Here is an 18,886-nt window from a genome sequence, read left to right on the forward strand (position 1 = left end):
CTACAAAGTTTAAATTAAGAGCAGGGTAAATGGCAGAGTTTTAGAGAATTTTAAATTTTAAAATTCTAAGCTCATAGCTTAAAAATTACAAATTTTTCCAAATTTGGCGTTTGTGAAATTTAAGCATAAAAAGCTATAATTGCGCTTCGGCGTGGCGAGCGGTCGCTTGTGATAAACAAGAGGAAAGTCCGAGCTGCAATAAGACAGAGTTGCGTCTAACGGACGCCGTGGGAAACCATAGGGAAAGTGCAACAGAAAGCAAACCGCCATAGCGTTCGCGCTGTGGTAAGGGTGAAAGGGCGGGGTAAGAGCCCACCGCGCGCATGGAGACATGGGCGGCAGTGCAAACCCAACTCGCAGCAAGAATAGAAGGTAAGGTCTTATGAAATACTATTCGCTAGAACTGGTTTGCAAAAACCAGTGTAGATAAATGACCGCACAGACAGAACTCGGCTTATAGCCACGCCTTAAATTTGCATTTTTATTTTTAATCTACAAATTTTAATTACAATTAAAAACGATAGCTTTATACGCTACCGCAAAAAGCGATTTTTTTCCACTTATTGCTTCTTTATAGCTACACTCATATCCTTGTTGTGTGCTTTTTTTCTTGCCACATATATATCCGCTTTCGATGATTTTTATTACAGGTCTATTAGCACTCGTTTTTTTGGCGGCTTTATTTTTCAAATCATTGATAGCACCTTTGCTTAATAGATCAAAAGAAACTAAACTTTCATTATTTTTTCTATAATCAACAGCTTCGACTTCGCCCACACTTTTACACCCCTTAGGTGTTTCATCTGTTATGATAACTTTTGCTCCCCTAGAAGTAAGAGTTTGAATTTTATGCGAACTCGCATATAACCCATTAACATAAAAACAAATAGCTGTAAAAAATAATAATTTTTTCATCAAAGACCTTTTTAAAATTAAAATTGAAAATTCATTAATTGCATTTCATAATTTCGGCGGTATAATTTAAACTCGTAACAAGTGCGTCTGGTTTGATATTGTCATAACTTCCATAAACTTCCATACAATCTTTCCAAAAATGACGACACATTATTTTTTTATCTATAATTCTAAGTTTTATATTGTCGTTGTTTTTCGCAAAAACAGAGGCTTGATTTCTTAAATCATTTCTTGCAAATGTATCGAATTCGTGAAAATATTGATAGTTTTCAAGATATTGCACGCTAACGCTCGATTTTATATCGCCTATTATTTTGCAGCCACTTTTGTTATCTGTAAAAACAACCAATTTGCCATATTCGTTAAGATACGGAGCAGCCTTGCTTTCTTTGTAAAAACAACCTGTTAAAAACAGTAAAGCAAAAATTAAAATTAAATTTTTCATTTTTGAATTCCTTTAAAAATAAATGCGAGATTTTACCCCCCCCCCCATTAAAATCGGTTGAATTTAAAGATGAAATTTAGGTAGAAGTAGGGTGCGGAATTTGAAATTTTGCTTAATCTATCATTGCGAGGAAAGTAAAAGCTTGATGAAGTAATTAAGAAAATTTTAAAGTATGTTTTCTGCTTAAATTTTGCGTCTGATTTTGTCATTGCGAGCGAAGCGAAGCAATTTATGAGTTTAAAATTTAGGGTTAGTTTGTTTGCTAAAATTTTGAAATTTATGGAATTTTATAAATTTTGCGAATTTATTGTTCGGTGATTTTAGCTCGTGGATTGCCACGAATTTTGCTAACGCAAAATTCTCGCAATGACAGGTTAAATGATAAATCAAAATTTCGGGGCAGTGTTTCAGACTTGCGGTAGCGAAATAAATTTAAAATTAATCACATAAATTTTTTGTTAGTTAGTGCGTTAGTTGGCCAAAATGGGCGTTAATTCGGTTTGTCATCGAGATTGACGGCGTCGATGATCTCTTTTTTGAAACGCAAAAACTCGATATTGTTTTTAAGAGCGCGGTTTTCTTCGAGTAGGACCTCGTGTTTGGTGCGAAGCTCTGCGATGTCGCGCGAAATGTAGTAAATCTCGTTTCGGATAAAAATCGCCGGCACGGTTAGCAAAAACACGAACATCATTATCAAATAGGTCATCAAAAGTTTGTTTAAGGATAAATTTACCTCTTTGAAATTTGTGGTTTGGTAGTTTTGCAAAATTTGGTTTTGTTCGTCGCTGATATATTCGCTCGTCTTGGGTGTGGATTTGGTCCTGTTTGGGACGGAATTATTTATGATAAAATCATATTCGTTATTCAAAATTTTCTCCATTTAAATTTTAAAATTTTCAAAATTCGAAAAATTATAAGTAAAATTTAGCATAATATTTTACACAAAATTTTGCTTATAATTTTTAATAAAATTTTACTAAAATAGCCTAAATTTGGCTATTTTATCTGAAAAATTCTCAGCTTCGCACTACTTGCGCGAGAATTTTGTGCTAGCTCTTCACTGCTAGCGGTGATTGGCTTTTTGCTTATGATTTTGCCTAGATTGTGGTTAGCTCCACACTCACATTTTAGTGCAAATTCTGGGCAAATACACGCTTTTTCCCACTCTTTAAAACGCGTTTTTACGATACGATCTTCGAGCGAGTGAAAGGAGATTATAGCAATTTTTGCATTAGTTAAGACTTTATTTTTTGCTTTTTGTTCGATTAAATTTAAAAGCTCGCCAAGCTCGCCAAGTTCGTTATTTACCTCTATTCTGATTGCCTGAAATGCGAGGATTGCGGGGCTTACGCTTCTATTTTTGGCTGGTCTAGTGCCGATTATTTGTGCCAAATCTTTCGCGCTGGTAATCGGTGAGAGTTTGCGTGCTTGGATAATTTTTTCAGCGATTTGATATGCGTTTGTTAGCTCGCCATATTCACGCAAAATCCGTGTAAGCTCATCTTTTGTATAATTATTTACTATAAATTTCGCGTCTTTTGAGCAGGAGCTGTCCATACGCATATCTAGCTCATCGCTTCCTAGCCCAAAACCGCGCTCGTTTTTGTCGATTTGAAGCGATGAAACGCCGATATCGGCTAAAATTCCCCTTATGTTTTTGATTTTTTCATCTGGCAAAATTTTTAAAATTTCACTAAATTTTGCCTTATGGATTTGCATGCGATCTTTGAAATTTTCTAGCCTTTTACTCGAAAAATTTATCGCCTCGCTATCCCTATCGCATGCGATTAAATGGACATTTGGTAGGCTTTGCAAGATACCTTGGCTATGTCCTGCGTATCCTAGGGTGCAATCAAGTATGTAGCCACCCTTGGTGTCCGAAAATGCGCTAAGTGTTTCGTTAAACAAAACTGGAATATGAGGAATTTGCAAATTTAATCCTTTTAAAATTTCTAGTTTAGTATAATAGCGCATTTTTTAGGTAAAAGGTAAAAAATGGACGAGTATTATTACGAAATTTTGCGTAGAATTTCGCTTTCGATGTTTAGAAAGGAGCTTTTTGGCATTTTTCACGGCTCGATTTCAGCCAAAGTTAAGGATAATCAATTCATTATCAACAAAAAAAATGCCATTTTTGACAGCCTAGGCTTGGACGATTTCGTGGCGTTGTTTGCCAAAAAGGACTATCGCTGGGAAGAGGCGAGTATAGATAGTGATATACATTTAAATATATATAAAAATATTAAAGAAGCCAAATTCGTTGCTTACGCTATGCCGCCGTATTTGCTTGCATATACCTTAGAACACGACTTTATCATACCGCGTGATTATTATGGTGCGACTATCATCAAACGGCTTGAAATTTACGATCCGAAAAATTACGATGATTGGCACGATAGGGCACCGCACGAAATTTACAATTATATGATGAGTGAAAATAGTGATATCATCGTGGTTAGGGGATATGGCGTGTTTGCGTATGCCAGAAGCGCGCAGAGCCTTGCGAAAAAAATCGCTGTTTTGGAAAATAGTTGCAAAATGCTTTTACTAAACCATAATTAACTTTTTTGTAAAAAAATGTTACTAACGCGTTATAAAATGACAAAAATGCCTATTTTTCAGTGTTACATAAGGTTTTTATCTGTATAATACTAACACATTTTGTTAGTTGATTAAAGGGAAATAATTTATGATCAATTGGATGCAAAAGCATAAAAAGTCGCTCATACCTACTATCTGGATTAGCACGATAGCTTTCGTCGGTGCTGGTTTTGTGGGCTGGGGCGCGTATGATATGAACGCAAACAGAGCTGGTTCTATCGCAAAAGTAGGACAAATTTCTGTTACTAACCAAGAACTAAATACGAAATATTCTGAGCTTTACAATCGTCTTTATAGCATGAGTGACGGCAGATTTACTAGGGAGCAAGCCGATCAAATGCGCCTAGACGAAATCGCTGCAAACGAGCTTATTAAAGAGGCATATTTTTTAAATTTTGCTAACGATTTGGGGCTAAGGGCTACGGAAAAAGATGTGGCCCAGTTTGTAGTAAATGCGCCAGTCTTCCAAGAAAACGGCGTTTTTAATCAGACTTTATACGATAACAGCGTCAAAAATTCAGGTCTTACCAAAAAAGAATTTGAGCGAAATTTGCAAAAAGCAATCACGCTAGAAAAGCTTAGCGACGCGATAAAAGTCGTGCCAAATATGGATATCGTCGAGGCTATCACGGCCTCTGGTTTGGTGCAAGATAGCGTGCAAGCGCAGATGATTTACGCTGATGATAATGTTAGTTTTAGCGACGATGAGTTAAAGAAATTTTGGGAGGGCGAAAAAAATCACTATATGAGTGAGAAAAAATACACCCTAAATACATACTTCATGCCGACTAAAACAGCAGAGGCTAGCGACGCCGAACTGGAAAAATTTTATAACGAAAATCGCTCGGCATATCGTGGAAGCGATGATAAGGTGTTAGATTTCGTCGCAGCAAAAGATAGCGTGATTAAGGATTTTAGCGTCGATCAAGCCAAAAAAACAGCGCTAAAAAAATATTTGGAAATCAAAAAAGGCGAAGCTGACACCAATGAAACCATTATCGCCACGCCTAGCACATTTCCTGTGGGTGAGCTTGGAGAGGCTAAGGTCGGCGAGATTTTAAAACCTTTTGCTTACAATGACGGAAATTTAATCGTAAAAATCGCTAGCATAGACGAGCCAAAACCTCTTAGTTTCGAAGAGGCAAAAGATTTAGCGGCGGCTGATTACCGCGTGGTTAGGGCTAGCGAGGTTTTAAACGAAAATGCGCAAAACGCACTTAAAGATTTCAAAGGAACTGAATTTGGCAAATTTACGCTAAATTCACAAAATACAACTTCGCTTAGAGATGATGAATTTTATAAATTTATCAGCGAAATGTTTTCTAAACCTGCCAAAGAGGGCGTTGTGCTTTTTGACGATAAGGCTTTGGTCTATAAAATCACAGAACAAAGCTTAGGTGATGATACTAGCATAAACGAAAACAAATCTATGGTAGCGCAAAAAATCGACGGTATGATAAATTCAAATCTTCAAGGCGATTTGTTAAAACTTCTTGAAAAGCGTTATAAACTCGAAAGATATTATAAAGGTAGAGATAGTGAGTGAGTATATCTTAGGCTTAGACATCGGGTCTAACAAAATTCGTGCTTTAATAGCCAAAAATGACGGCGAGTTGAGCATTAGCGGAGTAGGTGTAGCTGATACCTTAGGTATAAAAAAGGGTGTGATTACTAACATCGAGCAGGCTGCTAGCTCAATCAAACAAGCTGTAAAAGGCGCTATCAAAAGTGCTGGTCGTAACTACGATAGAGCGGTGGTTTCGATATCTGGTTCGTATGCCAAAAGTGTCAAATCGCGTGGCGTAATCACTATGGAGCGTGAGATCGGTATCCACGAGATAGATCGTGCTATGAAGGTAGCCCAAGCGCAAGCCAATGTCCCGAACGACTATACTATTTTGCATGTGCTTCCTTATGATTTCAAAATCGACGAGCAAGAGCATATAGAAGATCCTCTTGGCATGAGTGGATCGAGGCTAGAAGTATCGGTTCATATCATAATCGCTCCAAAAAGCTCAATCCAAAATTTGAAAAAATCAGTAGAAATGGCAGGGGTAAAGGTTAGCAATATAGTCTTATCTGGCTATGCCTCATCAATTTCTACGCTAACAAAAGATGAAAAAGAGTTAGGCGTAGTGCTTATAGATATGGGCGGAGCGACTTGCGATGTGGTTATTCACCTAGGCAATTCGTTGCGTTATAACGATGTGGTTATGTTAGGTTCGAATAACATCACTAACGACCTTTCTCGCGCGCTTCACACACCGCTACCTTATGCAGAAAATATAAAAATCACATATAATGATTTGATAAACGAGGGCGACAGCGAGGTAAATTTGCCTATCATGGGTGAAAGGGAAGATGAGAGCAAGTTGATTTCCCTTGAAATTATTTCGCAAGTAATATTAGCAAGAGTTAAGGAAATATTCGATCTTTTAGCCGATAAAATAGATAAAAGTGGCTACAAAGACAGGCTTGGCGCTGGCGTAGTCATCACTGGCGGTATGGCTAAGCTAGATGATGTTAGAGATCTAGGCACTATGGTTTTTGATAACATATCTGTTAGAGTGGCTAGACCAAAGAGCGTTAGTGGGCTTTCTGAGATTTCTTATGATAGCGCTAATGCTTGCGCGGTTGGACTTTGTATGTATGGATTTGGCGATTTTACGCCGTATGAGATTGATTCTAACGGCGAGCTTCGTTACAAAGACGAAACTATAAAAATCTCTACTGGCAGAGAGAGTTCGACATACTATGAAAAAGAAGTAACGCAAGCGATAGAAACAGAAGAGGTAAAAAGCAGTGTTACTAACACTAACACTACGGCAAATAGCGGCGGGTTGGGCATTGGGCTTCCAGAGAAAAAGAAGCCAAATATGCTTGAAAAATTTATGACAATGATTAAAAATAGCTTTTAAATTTAATAGAGGAGATTGCAATGAAAGGATTTATTGTGGAAGAAAACAAAGGTGTTTATGGCGCCAAAATGAAAGTAATCGGCGTCGGCGGCGGCGGTTGCAATATGATTAATCATATGATTAGAGAGGGTTTTACTAAGGCTGATGTCGAGCTTATGGTAGCTAACACAGATGTTCAAGCACTAGAAAAATCAATCGCAAAAACTAGAATTCAACTTGGACCAAATTTAACCAGAGGGCTTGGTTGCGGTATGGATCCTACTATGGGTCGTGGCGCTGCTGAGGAGAGCTATGAGGATCTAAAAGATCGCCTAGATTACGCTGATATGGTCTTTGTAGGCTCTGGTTTTGGTGGTGGCACAGGCACTGGCGCGGCTCCAATCGTAGCAAAAGCTGCTAAGGAGAAAAAGGCCCTAACAATCGGTATCGTTACAACTCCGTTTGATTTCGAGGGTAAAAAACGCATGCGCCTAGCGCAAGAGGGCTTGGAAGAGCTTAAAAAAGAGTGCGATTCTGTAATCGTAATCCCAAATCAAAATTTATTGAAAATCATTGATAAAAAAACAGGTATCAAAGAGGCTTACAAAAAGGTCGATAATGTCCTAGCACAAGCTGTAAATGGTATGATTTCTGTGATTTTAGAATCAGGCGATAGCGATATGAATGTGGATTACGCTGATGTTCGCAAGGTAATGCAACACCGCGGTATGGCGCTAATGGGCACGGGTGTATGCGACGGCGAGGACGCGGCAGAGGAAGCGATAAAAGCAGCTATCCAATCACCGCTACTTGATAATGTTTCAATCAACGGTGCACAAGGCGTTTTGGTTCATTTCAAAATTTCACCTGATTGCTCGCTTATCGAAATCGAGTGCGCTATGAATATCATCAGAGAGGCTGTCAGCGAGGACGCGGATATAATCTTTGGAACGACAACAGATGATAGTATCGAAAACAACCGCGTAGAGGTAACTCTGATAGCTACTGGTTTCGAAAAGAGCGCCGCTGAAAAAAAGCAAGTAACTAAACAAAGCGTCGCTGATAGCAGACAAGCTATCCTAGCAAGCTACGCTAGAAGCTCATTTTCCGCTAAACAAAAAGTAGCTAGTGGCGATTTCAACGGCGATGAAACTTATGATGAGTTAGAAGAGCCGACATTTTTACGCAAACAAATGGATTAATAATCCTTTAAAAGCAATTCTTCTATTATCGGTGCGCACCCCGCGCACCGGTTTTTATATTTTATTACTTAGTTTATTTGTATTATTTTAAAATTTAAAATTTTTGTTTTTTATACTTATGTATTTTTGCTTACATATTTAAATTAAAATTTATTATCAATTTAGTATAATTCCCCGCTTTTAAAATTTCAATAATCATTATTATAAGGGGATATTATGAAATACAGTTTGCCTTGTATTTTAGCTATTTCGTTGCCTTGTTTGGTTGTCGCTGATGAGCTTGCACCTATTGTGGTTATAGACAATGCGGATGATAATTCAAGCTATACGGTTAGTTCGACCAGCGTTTCTACTGGGCTTGATTTGAGTTTAAAACAAACTCCACAATCTGTTAGCGTTCTAACATCAAAGCGCATAAAAGATCAAAATTTAAAAAATCTCGATGACGCTATGAAAAATGTCACAGGCGTTACAGCCTTGCAATACCAAGGACAAAGCCAGTATATGAGCAGGGGTTTTGTCATGGAAAATATCCAAACTAACGGCGTTAGTAAAACTGACACCGCTAGTAAAACCGGATCAATCGAGGTCGCTACCGCGCCAAATAACCTAGCCAAATACGAAAGAGTGGAGGTTGTCAGGGGAGCAAGCGGACTTATGCAAAATACAGGCGAACCGGGTGGTGTGATAAATTTAATACACAAAAGAGCGACTAGGGATTTCGCGCTGGGCGTGGATTTGAGTGCCAGTAGGTGGAATAATTATGGCGCGACACTTGATCTTGGTGGCCCGATAGCAAAAGATGGCGCACTTCGCGGTAGATTTGTGGCTGATTTTAACACGGGCGATTCTTTTGTGGATTATGTCAAAAACGAAAATGTAATGCTTTATGGAATTTTAGAGTATGATTTTAGCGATTATACGACCGGTTTTGTAGGGTATAGTTACGACTGGGTTGATAACAATCCTAATTGGAGTGGTGTGCCTCTTAGCGTAGATGGTTTGGATTTGGGGCTTTCTAGATCGACATATTTTGGGGCTGATTGGAACAGGGCTGTGTATAGGACGCATGAAATTTTCGCTGGTTTGGAGCATAATTTCAACGACGATTGGAAAGGCGCGATCAATTTCAATCACACCCGTTCAAACGCTCAAAAGAAATTTAGCTATCTCTACACAGGCGGTTTTAACGGCCTTGATGATAGCGGAATACTACCTAGCAATCCAAAGTATAATTACGACAACGATTCAAAGCAAGTCGGTGTCAATGCTAAGCTAAATGGCAAATATGAGGCGTTTGGTAGAGAGCATGAGCTAATGCTTACTTATGATTACACGAACGAAAATATGAATAATAAACGAAAAATGTTCGCTGCTGATCCTAGCGTAACATACAACGCCTTTAATTTCCATGCTTCGCAAATTTTAGAGCCTGATTGGTCAAACCCGCAAAGGTATAATAACTACAAATATAAAATAATCCAACAAGGCGCAGCGATTGCGAATAATTTTGAAATTTTCGAGCCTTTGCATTTGATTTTGGGTGCAAGATACAGTATGTATAAATTCGAAGAAAATTATTACAATCTACTAACAAACGAACATACATATAGTGATAAATTTTTCAAAGGTGGGCAAGTAACGCCGTTTGCTGGACTAACATTTGATATCAATGATAATTTTACTTGGTATGCTAGTTATTCTGACATTTACAAGCCTACTTATAGCACTGATATAAATGGTGATTTCTTGGATCCCACAGAGGGGCATAACTATGAAACTGGCATAAAAGCGGCGTTTTTCGATGATAGATTAAATGCAAATTTATCATTTTATAGAATTACGCAAAAAAATCGCCCTGTTTATGTAGCTGGAATTCCAAATAATTATGGTGGAATTGGCTATTCTGAAAATGGTGGCGAGGTGCTTAGCAAGGGTTTGGAATTTGAAATTAGTGGCGAGGTTAGCGATGATTTACATATTTTCGCTGGCTATACATACAACAAAAACTACTATAAAAAGAGCGAAAGCGACACAAATCCAGCAAACCAACAAGGTCATAGTTTCAGATCTTATGCGCCAAAACACATTTTTAGAGCCTATGCGGATTACACACTGCCTGGGGTTTTGCATGATTTTAGCGTAGGTCTTGGTGTAAAAGCCCAAAGTGATACTATAAGATACAGAAATAATAATGTCGAAGAAATCAGACACCCAGGATATGTTACTTGGGACGCAGCGATAAATTACAAACCAACCCAAAATTTAAAGGTTAGCTTGATAGCCGAAAACCTCTTTGACAAACGCTACTATACAGATTATGACTCATTTCACAAAGGCGGATTTAACTACTACGGCGAACCGCTAAATGTAACATTAAAGCTAAGCTATACTTATTAATTTCATTTGAGAGGGAGCCAAAACGGCTTCCTTTTTAAATTTGAACTAAATTCCAAATTTTGCTAAATTTTTAAATCTCGCCACCGAGTTCTAAGATTTTGCTGCGCAAAATTTCGATCTCTTTTTCGTATTCGCTGATTTGATCTTGCAGTCTAAAAATCACATCCACGCCCGCTAAATTCACGCCGAGCTCCTTTGTGAGATTTACTATCATACGGATTTTATCCATATCGCGCGCCGAATACAGCCTCATTTTGCCGTCCGTTCTACCCGGCTTGACTAGCCCCTCGCGCTCGTATTGGCGCAGGGTTTGGGGGTGGATATCTAGCACCTTGGCTACGATTGAGATTAGATAAACCGGCTCGTCATAATCGTGCATATTTTCTCCTTATAAGCTTTCTAATGCCTCGCGAACCTCGTCGCTTAGGCTATCAGCGTCTGGCAAGACGATATTTACTACGGCGTAGAGGTCGCCCAAAATTTTGGTTTTGCGGTTTTGCACGCCATAGCCTTTGAGGCGGTATTTTTGGCCGTTTTTGGTGTTTTTGCTGATTTTAATCGTGGCTGTTTTTTTGGGTGTGGCAACCTCGATTTTGCCACCAAAAAGCGCAGTTTTTAGCGGGACATCGATTTTTTTGCTCAAATCATCTCCGTTTCTCTCGTATTCACTACTTGGCGAAATTTTAATCTCTAAAATCAAATCTCCATTTTGCTTACCGTTTGAATTTCCTTTGCCTCTAATTCGCAGTTTTTCGCCAGTATTTATCCCTGCTGGGACTTTAAATTTGATATTTTCACCATTTAAATTTACGCTCATCTCCCCGCCATTTATGGCTGTATCAAATGGAATTTCAATCGCGCTATGTCTGTCCAAATCCATACCAAAATCAGAGTTAAATTCAAACGGATTAAACCCGCCACCAAAATCAAAGCCCCCGCGCGAGCCCTTCGCGCCAGAAAATCCGCCAAAAATGCTGTTTAAAATGTCGTTTAAATCGCCCATGCCAGCCGAACCCTTGGCGAAATCGTGGAAATTTTGACCACCAAACATAGAATCGCCGTATTGGTCATACTGAGCGCGTTTTTTCTCATCGCTTAAAATTTCATACGCTGCGTTGATTTCTTTGAATTTTTCCTCTGCGCCGGGGTCTTTGTTGATATCTGGGTGATACTTTCTAGCGAGCCTGCGATAGGCTTTTTTAATCTCGTCAGCACTGGCAGATTTGCTAATGCCGAGAGTCTCATAAAGGCTAGAATTTGCCATTTTACCTTCCTTTTTTGTCTAAATTTTATATTGATTATATCATAAAAGTTTAGTCTATGTCAATCAAGTTTAATATATTTTGTTTATAAATCTTGTAATTACATTAAACAAATATTAGCCCTAGAAATTTATAATTGCACGAAAATTTTATTCAAAAGGAATTTAAATGAAAAAAACCATTTTGCTATCTTTGGCACTTAGCGCTTCGCTTTTTGGCGCGAATATCGATATCAGCGAGGCTGGCGCGAAATTTGATCGTGTAAATCCTGAGTTTAGCAAGGATGTCGTTCTCTCATACCACAGCTCGATTGCCGAGGCGAAAAAATCTGTCGTCAATATCTCGACCAAATCAAAACACAAAGTCGCAAACAACCCAATGGCGGAGATGTTTAACGATCCGTTTTTTAAGCAATTTTTCGATTTTAACCTGCCTAGACAAGAGCGCGAGGTCAGCTCTTTGGGATCTGGTGTGATTATCTCAGATGACGGATATATCGTCACAAACAACCATGTCGTCGAAAATGCCGATGAAATCGTAGTTACACTGCTCGATAATGACAAAGAGTATAAAGCCAAGGTCGTAGGAACGGATTCGAAAACAGATTTGGCGATTATCAAAATCGAGGAAAAAAGGCTATCTGCGATTAAATTTGGGGATTCGTCAAAGGCTGTGGAGGGCGATATAGTGTTTGCTATCGGAAATCCATTTGGCGTGGGCGGCACGATTACGCAAGGAATCGTCTCTGCGCTAAATAAAAACAATATCGGGCTTAATCAATACGAAAATTTTATCCAAACAGACGCTTCGATAAATCCTGGCAATTCAGGCGGTGCGCTAGTCGATAGCCGTGGTGCGCTCATTGGTATAAACTCAGCGATTTTAAGCAGAAGTGGCGGAAACAACGGCATAGGATTTGCAATCCCGTCAAATATGGTCAAAGATATCGCCAAAAAGCTCATTAGCGACGGCAAAATCGAGCGCGGATATATCGGCGTAACGATTAGCGATATGTCAAAAGAGCAAAAAGAGATTTACAATAGCAAAGAAGGTGCGCTGATTTCGAGCGTGGAAGAGGGCTTGCCAGCGGATAAAGCGGGCATTAAAAGGGGTGATTTGATTATAAAAGTCGATGATAAACCTGTCAAAAACGCAAACGAGCTTAAAAATTTGGTCGGCTCGATGAATCCGGGTAGCAAGGTCGAAATCGAGTTCGAGCGCGACGGCAAAAACCAAAAAGTAACCCTCAAACTAGATAGCATGGATAAATCATCTAACGCTGGTAGCTCAAATGTCGATGAGGGCGCATTAGAGGGGCTAAGCCTTAAAAACCTAGATGATGAAATTCGCTCAAAATATGCGCTAAATAAAGATCTAAAAGGCGCAATCGTAACAAATGTAAAAGCTGATTCAAAAGCGAGCGAGTATGGGTTTAGAAAGGGCGATATAATTATCCAAATCGGTCAAAACGATGTCGAAAATATAGATGATTTTAACAAATATATCAAAGCCTACAAAGGCAAAAAAGTCCTAGTTTGGGTTATTCGCAACGGTATCCCGCAAGGGCTAGTAATCCGCTAAATTTGGCAAATTTGGCAGAGCTTAGGCTTTGCCAAATTTCACTTGGCGAAGTCAAATTTCAAATGACTTCGCCGATTTTATTTTTAATTTTAATTATAATTTTTTGGGAAAAATTATTTTTTCTCCACGACTTCGTAAATCACGCCCTTTTCGCTGATATATTTCTCTACGGCTTCGAGTTGGGTTGGTAGGACATTTATCACGAGCGAGCCCACGACGCTTTTATCAAGGCGTTCAAGTTTGCCCCAGACGATATTAAAATTTATGCCAAGCTCGTGCGCCATGTGCGTGATAATGCTATCAAACGCGACATCTGGCGGGAAAAACAGCCTTACATTTATATTATTTGGTGGTAGCACTTCCTCTTCGCCTAGGAATTCCTTCATATGCTCATCAGGGTGCAAAAACAGCTCCACGATATCGCCAGAGCCCACGACAACGCCGTGTTTTAGGAGCATGGCGCGGTTGGCTATGCTTTTGACGACCTCCATTTCGTGCGTTACCAAAACTATCGTAATGCCAAGCGAGCGGTTGATTTCTTTAAGCAAATTTAAAATTTGCGTCGTTGTGTTTGGATCGAGCGCTGAGGTCGCCTCGTCGCTAAGTAAAATTTGCGGTTTTAGCGCTAATGCCCTAGCAATGGCTACTCTTTGCTTTTGACCACCGCTAAGCTCGCTAGGATAGGCGTTTGCTTTGTCTTTGAGGCCGACTAGTTCGAGCAGTTCGGCCACGCGCTCTTTGATATATCCTTCCTCAAATTTCCAAAACCTAAGCGGTGTGGCGACATTTTCTGCGACCGTTTTTCGGCTCATCAGCGCGAAATGTTGAAAAATCATACCGATATTTTTGCGAAATTCGCGCACTTCATCGCCTTTTAAATCCGCCACCTCTTTGCCAGCGACTTTTAGACTGCCGCTTTGGTAATTTTCTAGTCCGTTTATACAGCGAAGTAGGGTGCTTTTGCCCGCGCCACTTTGTCCTACGATAGCGAAAATTTCGCCTTTTTTAATCTCTGCGCTGACACCTTTTATGATTTCGGATTTTCCGAAACTTTTATGCAAATTTTCGATTTTTATCACTAAATTTCCTTTATTTTTTCTATATTCTACTTAAATTTTTAAAATTTTAGCTTTGTAATTTTTGTCTTAACGCCTCTTGCAAAAGCGAGCCAGCCAGCATGCGCTCTTCCTTCATAAATATAAAATTCTCTCCGAATTCGCCCTCTAATTCGACCTTGCGATACGGCCCTGAATACATCACAATGATTTTTGCGCTTAAATTTTCCTTATTTAGCATATTTGCTACGATATCGAGTTTTTCTTGGTTTGTGAGCGTTAGGATTATCACAGATGCCTGACGCAGGCTAAATTCGTCGATGACGCTTTTTTGCATCATATTTGCAAAATGCACATTTTCGCCACGAGATTTACCAAGATCGACAAGCTCCAAATCGCTTTCAGCCACGATATATGGCAGGCCGTTATCGCGTAGTCTAAGCAGTATTTCTTGTCCTACTCTGCCGTATCCAACGATGACAAAATGGTTTTTCATAGGCGAAATTTTGACCTTATGCACCTCGTCTTCGAGTTTTTCGACATTTGATTCGAAGCGGTTTGCGATGCGGTTTAGGTTTTTTAAGATAAATGGTGTCAAAATCATCGTCGCCACAACGATTGCGATTAGAATTTGAGCGTTTTCTTTGTTTATTAAATTTTTGGAGATTAAAAGTGCGAAAATCGCTAGGGCAAATTCGCCGATTTGCGCCAGAGATAGGGCTGATTTGAGCGCAATTCTTTTGTGAGTTGAAAGGATTAAAATCGCATAGACAATGCCGGCTTTTAGCGCCATTATAATAATAATGCCTAGTAAAATTACGCCGTAATGGTTGGCGATGATGTCAAATTTAATCTGAATTCCGATTGTGATAAAAAAAAGTCCTAGCAAAATATCGCGCAGCGAGCTCATACCAACGGCGATTTCGCGCTTGTATTCGGTCTCGGCAATCAGCATGCCAGCGATAAATGCGCCCAGCGTGTAGCTAAATCCAAACACATGAGCCAAAAAGCTAGCCCCGATTACCACGAATAAAACCGTGGCGATGAAAATTTCTTTGGAATTTAGCTTTGTAACATAGCCTAGCAGGGTGTTTAGCAGGAATTTGCCGATTAAAAAAAGCGAGACTATTACGATTGCTGCGCTTATGGCTGTGCGCAAAACCAGCTCATTTACGGGCGTGCTATCTGTGGAGGCAAAAATATCAATCATCAGCAAAATCGGAATCACGGCTAAATCTTGGAAAAGCAAAATTCCAAGCACCTTTCTGCCGTAGTTGCGATTAATCTCGCCTGAGTCATTTAGGCTTTTTAGCACTATTGCGGTAGAACTTAGAGAGAGCGCAAGACCGATAATAATGGCTGTTTTGATATTTTCGCTCAAAACTTGATCTATTATGAGAGTGAGTATCAGCCCAGTGCCCGCAACCTGCAAAAATCCGTTGAAAAAGACATCTTTTTTCATACTCATTAGGTGCTTGAAGCTAAACTCTAATCCTATGCTAAACATCAGAAAAACCACGCCAAATTCGGCGATTTGCGACATATACATACTCTCGTCGCGTGTGAGGCTATAAATCTGCGTAAAACACACACCTGCGACGATATATCCGATAATGCTAGGGATTTCAAAAACTTTAAAAACTATGTTTAGAACGATTGCAAGTGCAGTAATCGTCAAAAATAGCTCGATAGCAAAATCCATTTGCAACCTTTCTGGGGGAAAATTTTAAATCTTTGATTTTACTAAAATTTAGCTTAAAATATCGCAAATTTAGGGCAAATTTGGCGATAAAATTTCGAATTTTAACTGGTTTTTAGTGAAATTTAACTATAATCATCAGTTTTTAAAATCAAATAAAAAGGCAGTTAAAATGGCAGATTTTTACAATCCAAAAGAAGTTGAAGAAAAATTTTATAAAATTTGGGAAGAGCGCGGTTATTTCGAGATCGACGGCAACAAAAATATCCAAGAAAAAGGCAAAACATTTTGCATTATGATGCCACCGCCAAATGTAACGGGCGTTTTACACATAGGACACTCTCTTACTTGCACCTTGCAAGATATTATGACGCGCTATAAACGCATGGACGGATACAAAGCGCTGTATCAACCAGGACTCGATCACGCTGGAATCGCTACTCAAAATGTCGTCGAACGCGAACTTTTAGCCAAAGGCATAAAAAAAGAAGAAATCGGCAGAGAAGAGTTTTTAAAACATGTTTGGAAATGGAAAGAGCAAAGCGGCGGCACGATAGTTCGCCAAATCCGCCGTCTTGGCGTGGGTCCTGCGTGGAGCAGAGAGAGATTTACCATGGATGACGGGCTTAAAAACGCCGTGCGAAAAGCCTTTGTAAATTTATATGAAAAGGGCTTAATCGTGCGTGGCAATTATATGGTGAATTGGTGTACTCACGACGGCGCACTTAGCGATGTCGAAGTCGAACACAAGGCAAATAAAGGCAAACTTTACTATGTGAGGTACTTCCTTTGCGATGAAAAAGATAAATTTATCGTTGTAGCCACAACTCGCCCTGAAACATACTTCGGCGACACTGCGGTCATGGTAAATCCTAGCGATGAACGCTATAAAAATTTAATCGGAAAATTTGTAGAACTCCCTATTATAGGGCGAAAAATCAAAATCATCGCTGACGAGCATGTCGATATGGCTTTTGGAACAGGTTGCGTAAAAGTAACACCAGCGCACGATCAAAACGACTACGAAGTCGGCAATCGCCACGATTTGGAATTTATCACAATATTCGATGAAAAGGGCATTTTAAACGAATATTGTGGCGAATTTGCTGGACTTGAACGCCTTGAAGCCAGAGATAAAATCGTCGCAAAACTTGATGAGCTGGGCTTCATCGAAAAAATCGAAGATTACGAAAATCAAGTCGGGTATTGCTACCGCTGTAAAAATGTCGTCGAGCCCTATATTTCAAAGCAGTGGTTTGTCAAATCTGACATCGCTAAAAATGCCATAAAAATGGTAAATGACGGCGGGGCTGAGTTTTTCCCAGCGCACTGGATAAACAGCTTTAATGCATGGATGAGAGAGCTAAAAGACTGGTGCATTAGCCGTCAGCTTTGGTGGGGACACCGAATTCCTGTGTTTTACTGCGAGTGCGGACATGAGTGGGCGGACGAGTGCGAAAACCCTAGCCAATGCCCAAAATGCGGAAGTGCGAAATTTACGCAAGACCCGGATGTCCTTGATACTTGGTTTTCAAGCGGCTTGTGGCCGATTTCCACACTTGGTTGGGGCAACGGCAACGCTCTAAAAGATGAAAAATGGCATGAGAGTGATTTGGAGGAATTTTACCCAAATACTATGCTTATTACGGGCTTTGACATACTTTTCTTTTGGGTTGCAAGAATGTTTTTTCAATGCGAAAACGCTACTGCCAAACTGCCATTTCACGATGTCTATCTTCACGCCCTTGTCAAGGACAAAGACGGCAAAAAAATGAGCAAATCAAGCAAAAATATCGTCGATCCGCTCGATAAAATCGATGAGTATTCAGCCGATATTTTGCGATTTACGCTAACCGTTTTGTGCGTGCAGGGACGGGATCTGCGCCTAAGCGACGATAAACTTTTGATTTATCGAAATTTCGTAAATAAACTTTACAATGCAAGTAAATTTTTGCTTTTAAATTCGGCTAAATTCGGTGATTTGGACGAAAATTTGGTTAAAACGAAGCTTGGAGAGTATATGCTAAGCCGTTTTAAGGCGTGTGTAAATTCGGTCAGGGCAAATCTCGACGCATACCGCTTCAACGACGCTGCGACTGATTTATACAAATTTTTCTGGGACGAATTTTGCGACTGGGGGATTGAGCTTAGCAAAGCAAACAAGGCTGCAATCCCTGAGCTTGGTATGATTTTTAAAGAAGCCTTAAAGCTTCTTAGCCCATTTATGCCGTTTATCAGCGAGTATCTCTACCACGAGCTTAGCGGGACTTCGTTGGAGAGCGGAGAATCCGTAACCATGATGAGATACCCAAAAACTTCGGCGCAAAACGAAGGGATCGAAAAGCTTTTTGAGCGCGTGATTGAAGCGATTGTGAGCATTCGTCGTGCAAAAGCGACGATTGATTTAGGAAATGCCAAAATCGCAAAAGCTTCTGTGCTAAGCTCATTTGATTTAAGCGGGGCGAAAGATTATATCAAAACACTTGCTAAATGCGATGAAATCGAGTTTGTAAGCGCCCCTATGGCAAATGCCGTGCGTGATGTGAGCGCGAATTTAGAAAGCTTTGTCGCGCTTGAAGGCGTGGATTTAAACCCTATCATAAATCGCTTAAATTCGCAAAAAACCAAGCTTGAAAAAGAAATCGCAAAGCTAGAAAATATGCTAGGAAATGAGAAATTTATGGCTTCAGCCCCTGCTAGCGTCATCGAAACCAATCGCAACGGCTTAGCAAACGCAAAAGAGCAATTTAACAAAGTTTGCGGGGAACTAGCAAATTTGGGAGTGAAGTGAAGAATGCGAAAGAGTATAAAATTAAAAATTTAGGTGGC

At 39.6% G+C, this 18,886-nt stretch carries 15 protein-coding genes and 1 other RNA gene; 8 read left to right on the forward strand and 8 right to left on the reverse strand.

Annotated features, from left to right (window positions below):
• Positions 1-146: 146 nt before the first annotated feature.
• An RNA gene (gene rnpB, locus OFO00_RS03560) (RNase P RNA component class A) lies at positions 147-473 on the forward strand.
• Between the two features lie 28 nt (positions 474-501).
• On the opposite strand, the gene OFO00_RS03565 is transcribed toward rnpB, so the two are convergent.
• From OFO00_RS03565 to rsmH, 4 genes are all read right to left on the reverse strand, one after another.
• On the reverse strand, positions 502-915 hold the full coding sequence (locus OFO00_RS03565) for a DUF4156 domain-containing protein (protein ID WP_270864901.1): 414 nt from the start codon (positions 913-915) through the stop codon (positions 502-504).
• Between the two features lie 34 nt (positions 916-949).
• The gene (locus OFO00_RS03570) at positions 950-1,360 is read right to left on the reverse strand and encodes a hypothetical protein (protein WP_270864902.1); all 411 of its coding nucleotides are present in this window, start codon (positions 1,358-1,360) and stop codon (positions 950-952) included.
• Between the two features lie 490 nt (positions 1,361-1,850).
• Positions 1,851-2,228 (reverse strand): hypothetical protein, encoded by a 378-nt coding sequence (locus OFO00_RS03575; RefSeq protein WP_270864903.1) that lies wholly within the window; start codon positions 2,226-2,228, stop codon positions 1,851-1,853.
• 128 nt (positions 2,229-2,356) lie between these two features.
• A complete protein-coding gene (gene rsmH, locus OFO00_RS03580; RefSeq protein ID WP_270864904.1) occupies positions 2,357-3,292 on the reverse strand; it encodes a 16S rRNA (cytosine(1402)-N(4))-methyltransferase RsmH in 936 nt (311 codons plus the stop codon).
• A gap of 63 nt (positions 3,293-3,355) precedes the next feature.
• On the opposite strand from rsmH, the gene OFO00_RS03585 reads away from it, so the two are divergent.
• The 5 genes from OFO00_RS03585 to OFO00_RS03605 all read left to right on the forward strand — a co-directional run bounded on the left by OFO00_RS03585 (position 3,356) and on the right by OFO00_RS03605 (position 10,460).
• Positions 3,356-3,922: a class II aldolase and adducin N-terminal domain-containing protein gene (locus tag OFO00_RS03585; RefSeq protein ID WP_270859434.1), complete on the forward strand. Its 567-nt coding sequence runs from the start codon at positions 3,356-3,358 to the stop codon at positions 3,920-3,922.
• 127 nt (positions 3,923-4,049) lie between these two features.
• Positions 4,050-5,507 carry a peptidylprolyl isomerase gene (locus tag OFO00_RS03590; protein WP_270864905.1) on the forward strand — a complete coding sequence of 486 codons (1,458 nt, stop codon included), beginning with the start codon at positions 4,050-4,052 and terminating at the stop codon, positions 5,505-5,507.
• Positions 5,500-6,879: a cell division protein FtsA gene (gene ftsA, locus OFO00_RS03595; protein WP_270864906.1), complete on the forward strand. Its 1,380-nt coding sequence runs from the start codon at positions 5,500-5,502 to the stop codon at positions 6,877-6,879. The genes OFO00_RS03590 and ftsA overlap by 8 nt, the downstream gene beginning before the upstream one ends.
• Before the next feature lie 20 nt (positions 6,880-6,899).
• Positions 6,900-8,060: a cell division protein FtsZ gene (ftsZ, locus tag OFO00_RS03600; protein ID WP_270864907.1), complete on the forward strand. Its 1,161-nt coding sequence runs from the start codon at positions 6,900-6,902 to the stop codon at positions 8,058-8,060.
• Positions 8,061-8,276: 216 nt separating this feature from the next.
• Positions 8,277-10,460, forward strand: a complete 2,184-nt coding sequence (locus tag OFO00_RS03605) for a TonB-dependent siderophore receptor (protein ID WP_270864908.1) — start codon at positions 8,277-8,279, stop codon at positions 10,458-10,460.
• A 70-nt stretch (positions 10,461-10,530) separates the two neighbouring features.
• Here the strand turns inward: OFO00_RS03605 and OFO00_RS03610 are convergent, their stop codons facing one another.
• Entirely contained in the window at positions 10,531-10,839 is a 309-nt protein-coding gene (locus tag OFO00_RS03610) for a heat shock protein transcriptional repressor HspR (RefSeq protein ID WP_270859439.1), read from the reverse strand.
• Positions 10,840-10,848: 9 nt separating this feature from the next.
• On the reverse strand, positions 10,849-11,724 hold the full coding sequence (locus OFO00_RS03615) for a DnaJ C-terminal domain-containing protein (RefSeq protein ID WP_270864909.1): 876 nt from the start codon (positions 11,722-11,724) through the stop codon (positions 10,849-10,851).
• Between the two features lie 166 nt (positions 11,725-11,890).
• Between OFO00_RS03615 and OFO00_RS03620 the strand changes: the two genes are divergently transcribed.
• A complete protein-coding gene (locus OFO00_RS03620; RefSeq protein WP_270859441.1) occupies positions 11,891-13,303 on the forward strand; it encodes a DegQ family serine endoprotease in 1,413 nt (470 codons plus the stop codon).
• Between the two features lie 113 nt (positions 13,304-13,416).
• On the opposite strand, the gene OFO00_RS03625 is transcribed toward OFO00_RS03620, so the two are convergent.
• Both OFO00_RS03625 and OFO00_RS03630 read right to left on the reverse strand, forming a co-directional pair.
• Positions 13,417-14,382 carry a methionine ABC transporter ATP-binding protein gene (locus tag OFO00_RS03625; RefSeq protein ID WP_270859442.1) on the reverse strand — a complete coding sequence of 322 codons (966 nt, stop codon included), beginning with the start codon at positions 14,380-14,382 and terminating at the stop codon, positions 13,417-13,419.
• Between the two features lie 46 nt (positions 14,383-14,428).
• Positions 14,429-16,060 (reverse strand): cation:proton antiporter domain-containing protein, encoded by a 1,632-nt coding sequence (locus OFO00_RS03630; RefSeq protein WP_270864910.1) that lies wholly within the window; start codon positions 16,058-16,060, stop codon positions 14,429-14,431.
• Positions 16,061-16,229: 169 nt separating this feature from the next.
• On the opposite strand from OFO00_RS03630, the gene OFO00_RS03635 reads away from it, so the two are divergent.
• A complete protein-coding gene (locus OFO00_RS03635) occupies positions 16,230-18,848 on the forward strand; it encodes a valine--tRNA ligase (protein ID WP_270864911.1) in 2,619 nt (872 codons plus the stop codon).
• Positions 18,849-18,886 lie beyond the last annotated feature (38 nt).

The organism is Campylobacter sp. VBCF_04 NA7 (assembly GCF_027737405.1).
GTDB lineage: Bacteria > Campylobacterota > Campylobacteria > Campylobacterales > Campylobacteraceae > Campylobacter_B.

Bases quoted from the DNA above. Each gene is read 5' to 3' on its own strand.
- OFO00_RS03565 (WP_270864901.1), bottom strand. From the start codon at position 915: ATGAAAAAATTATTATTTTTTACAGCTATTTGTTTTTATGTTAATGGG.
- OFO00_RS03570 (WP_270864902.1), bottom strand. From the start codon at position 1,360: ATGAAAAATTTAATTTTAATTTTTGCTTTACTGTTTTTAACAGGTTGT.
- OFO00_RS03585 (WP_270859434.1), top strand. From the start codon at position 3,356: ATGGACGAGTATTATTACGAAATTTTGCGTAGAATTTCGCTTTCGATG.
- OFO00_RS03590 (WP_270864905.1), top strand. From the start codon at position 4,050: ATGATCAATTGGATGCAAAAGCATAAAAAGTCGCTCATACCTACTATC.
- ftsZ (WP_270864907.1), top strand. From the start codon at position 6,900: ATGAAAGGATTTATTGTGGAAGAAAACAAAGGTGTTTATGGCGCCAAA.
- OFO00_RS03605 (WP_270864908.1), top strand. From the start codon at position 8,277: ATGAAATACAGTTTGCCTTGTATTTTAGCTATTTCGTTGCCTTGTTTG.
- OFO00_RS03610 (WP_270859439.1), bottom strand. From the start codon at position 10,839: ATGCACGATTATGACGAGCCGGTTTATCTAATCTCAATCGTAGCCAAG.
- OFO00_RS03615 (WP_270864909.1), bottom strand. From the start codon at position 11,724: ATGGCAAATTCTAGCCTTTATGAGACTCTCGGCATTAGCAAATCTGCC.
- OFO00_RS03620 (WP_270859441.1), top strand. From the start codon at position 11,891: ATGAAAAAAACCATTTTGCTATCTTTGGCACTTAGCGCTTCGCTTTTT.
- OFO00_RS03630 (WP_270864910.1), bottom strand. From the start codon at position 16,060: ATGGATTTTGCTATCGAGCTATTTTTGACGATTACTGCACTTGCAATC.
- OFO00_RS03635 (WP_270864911.1), top strand. From the start codon at position 16,230: ATGGCAGATTTTTACAATCCAAAAGAAGTTGAAGAAAAATTTTATAAA.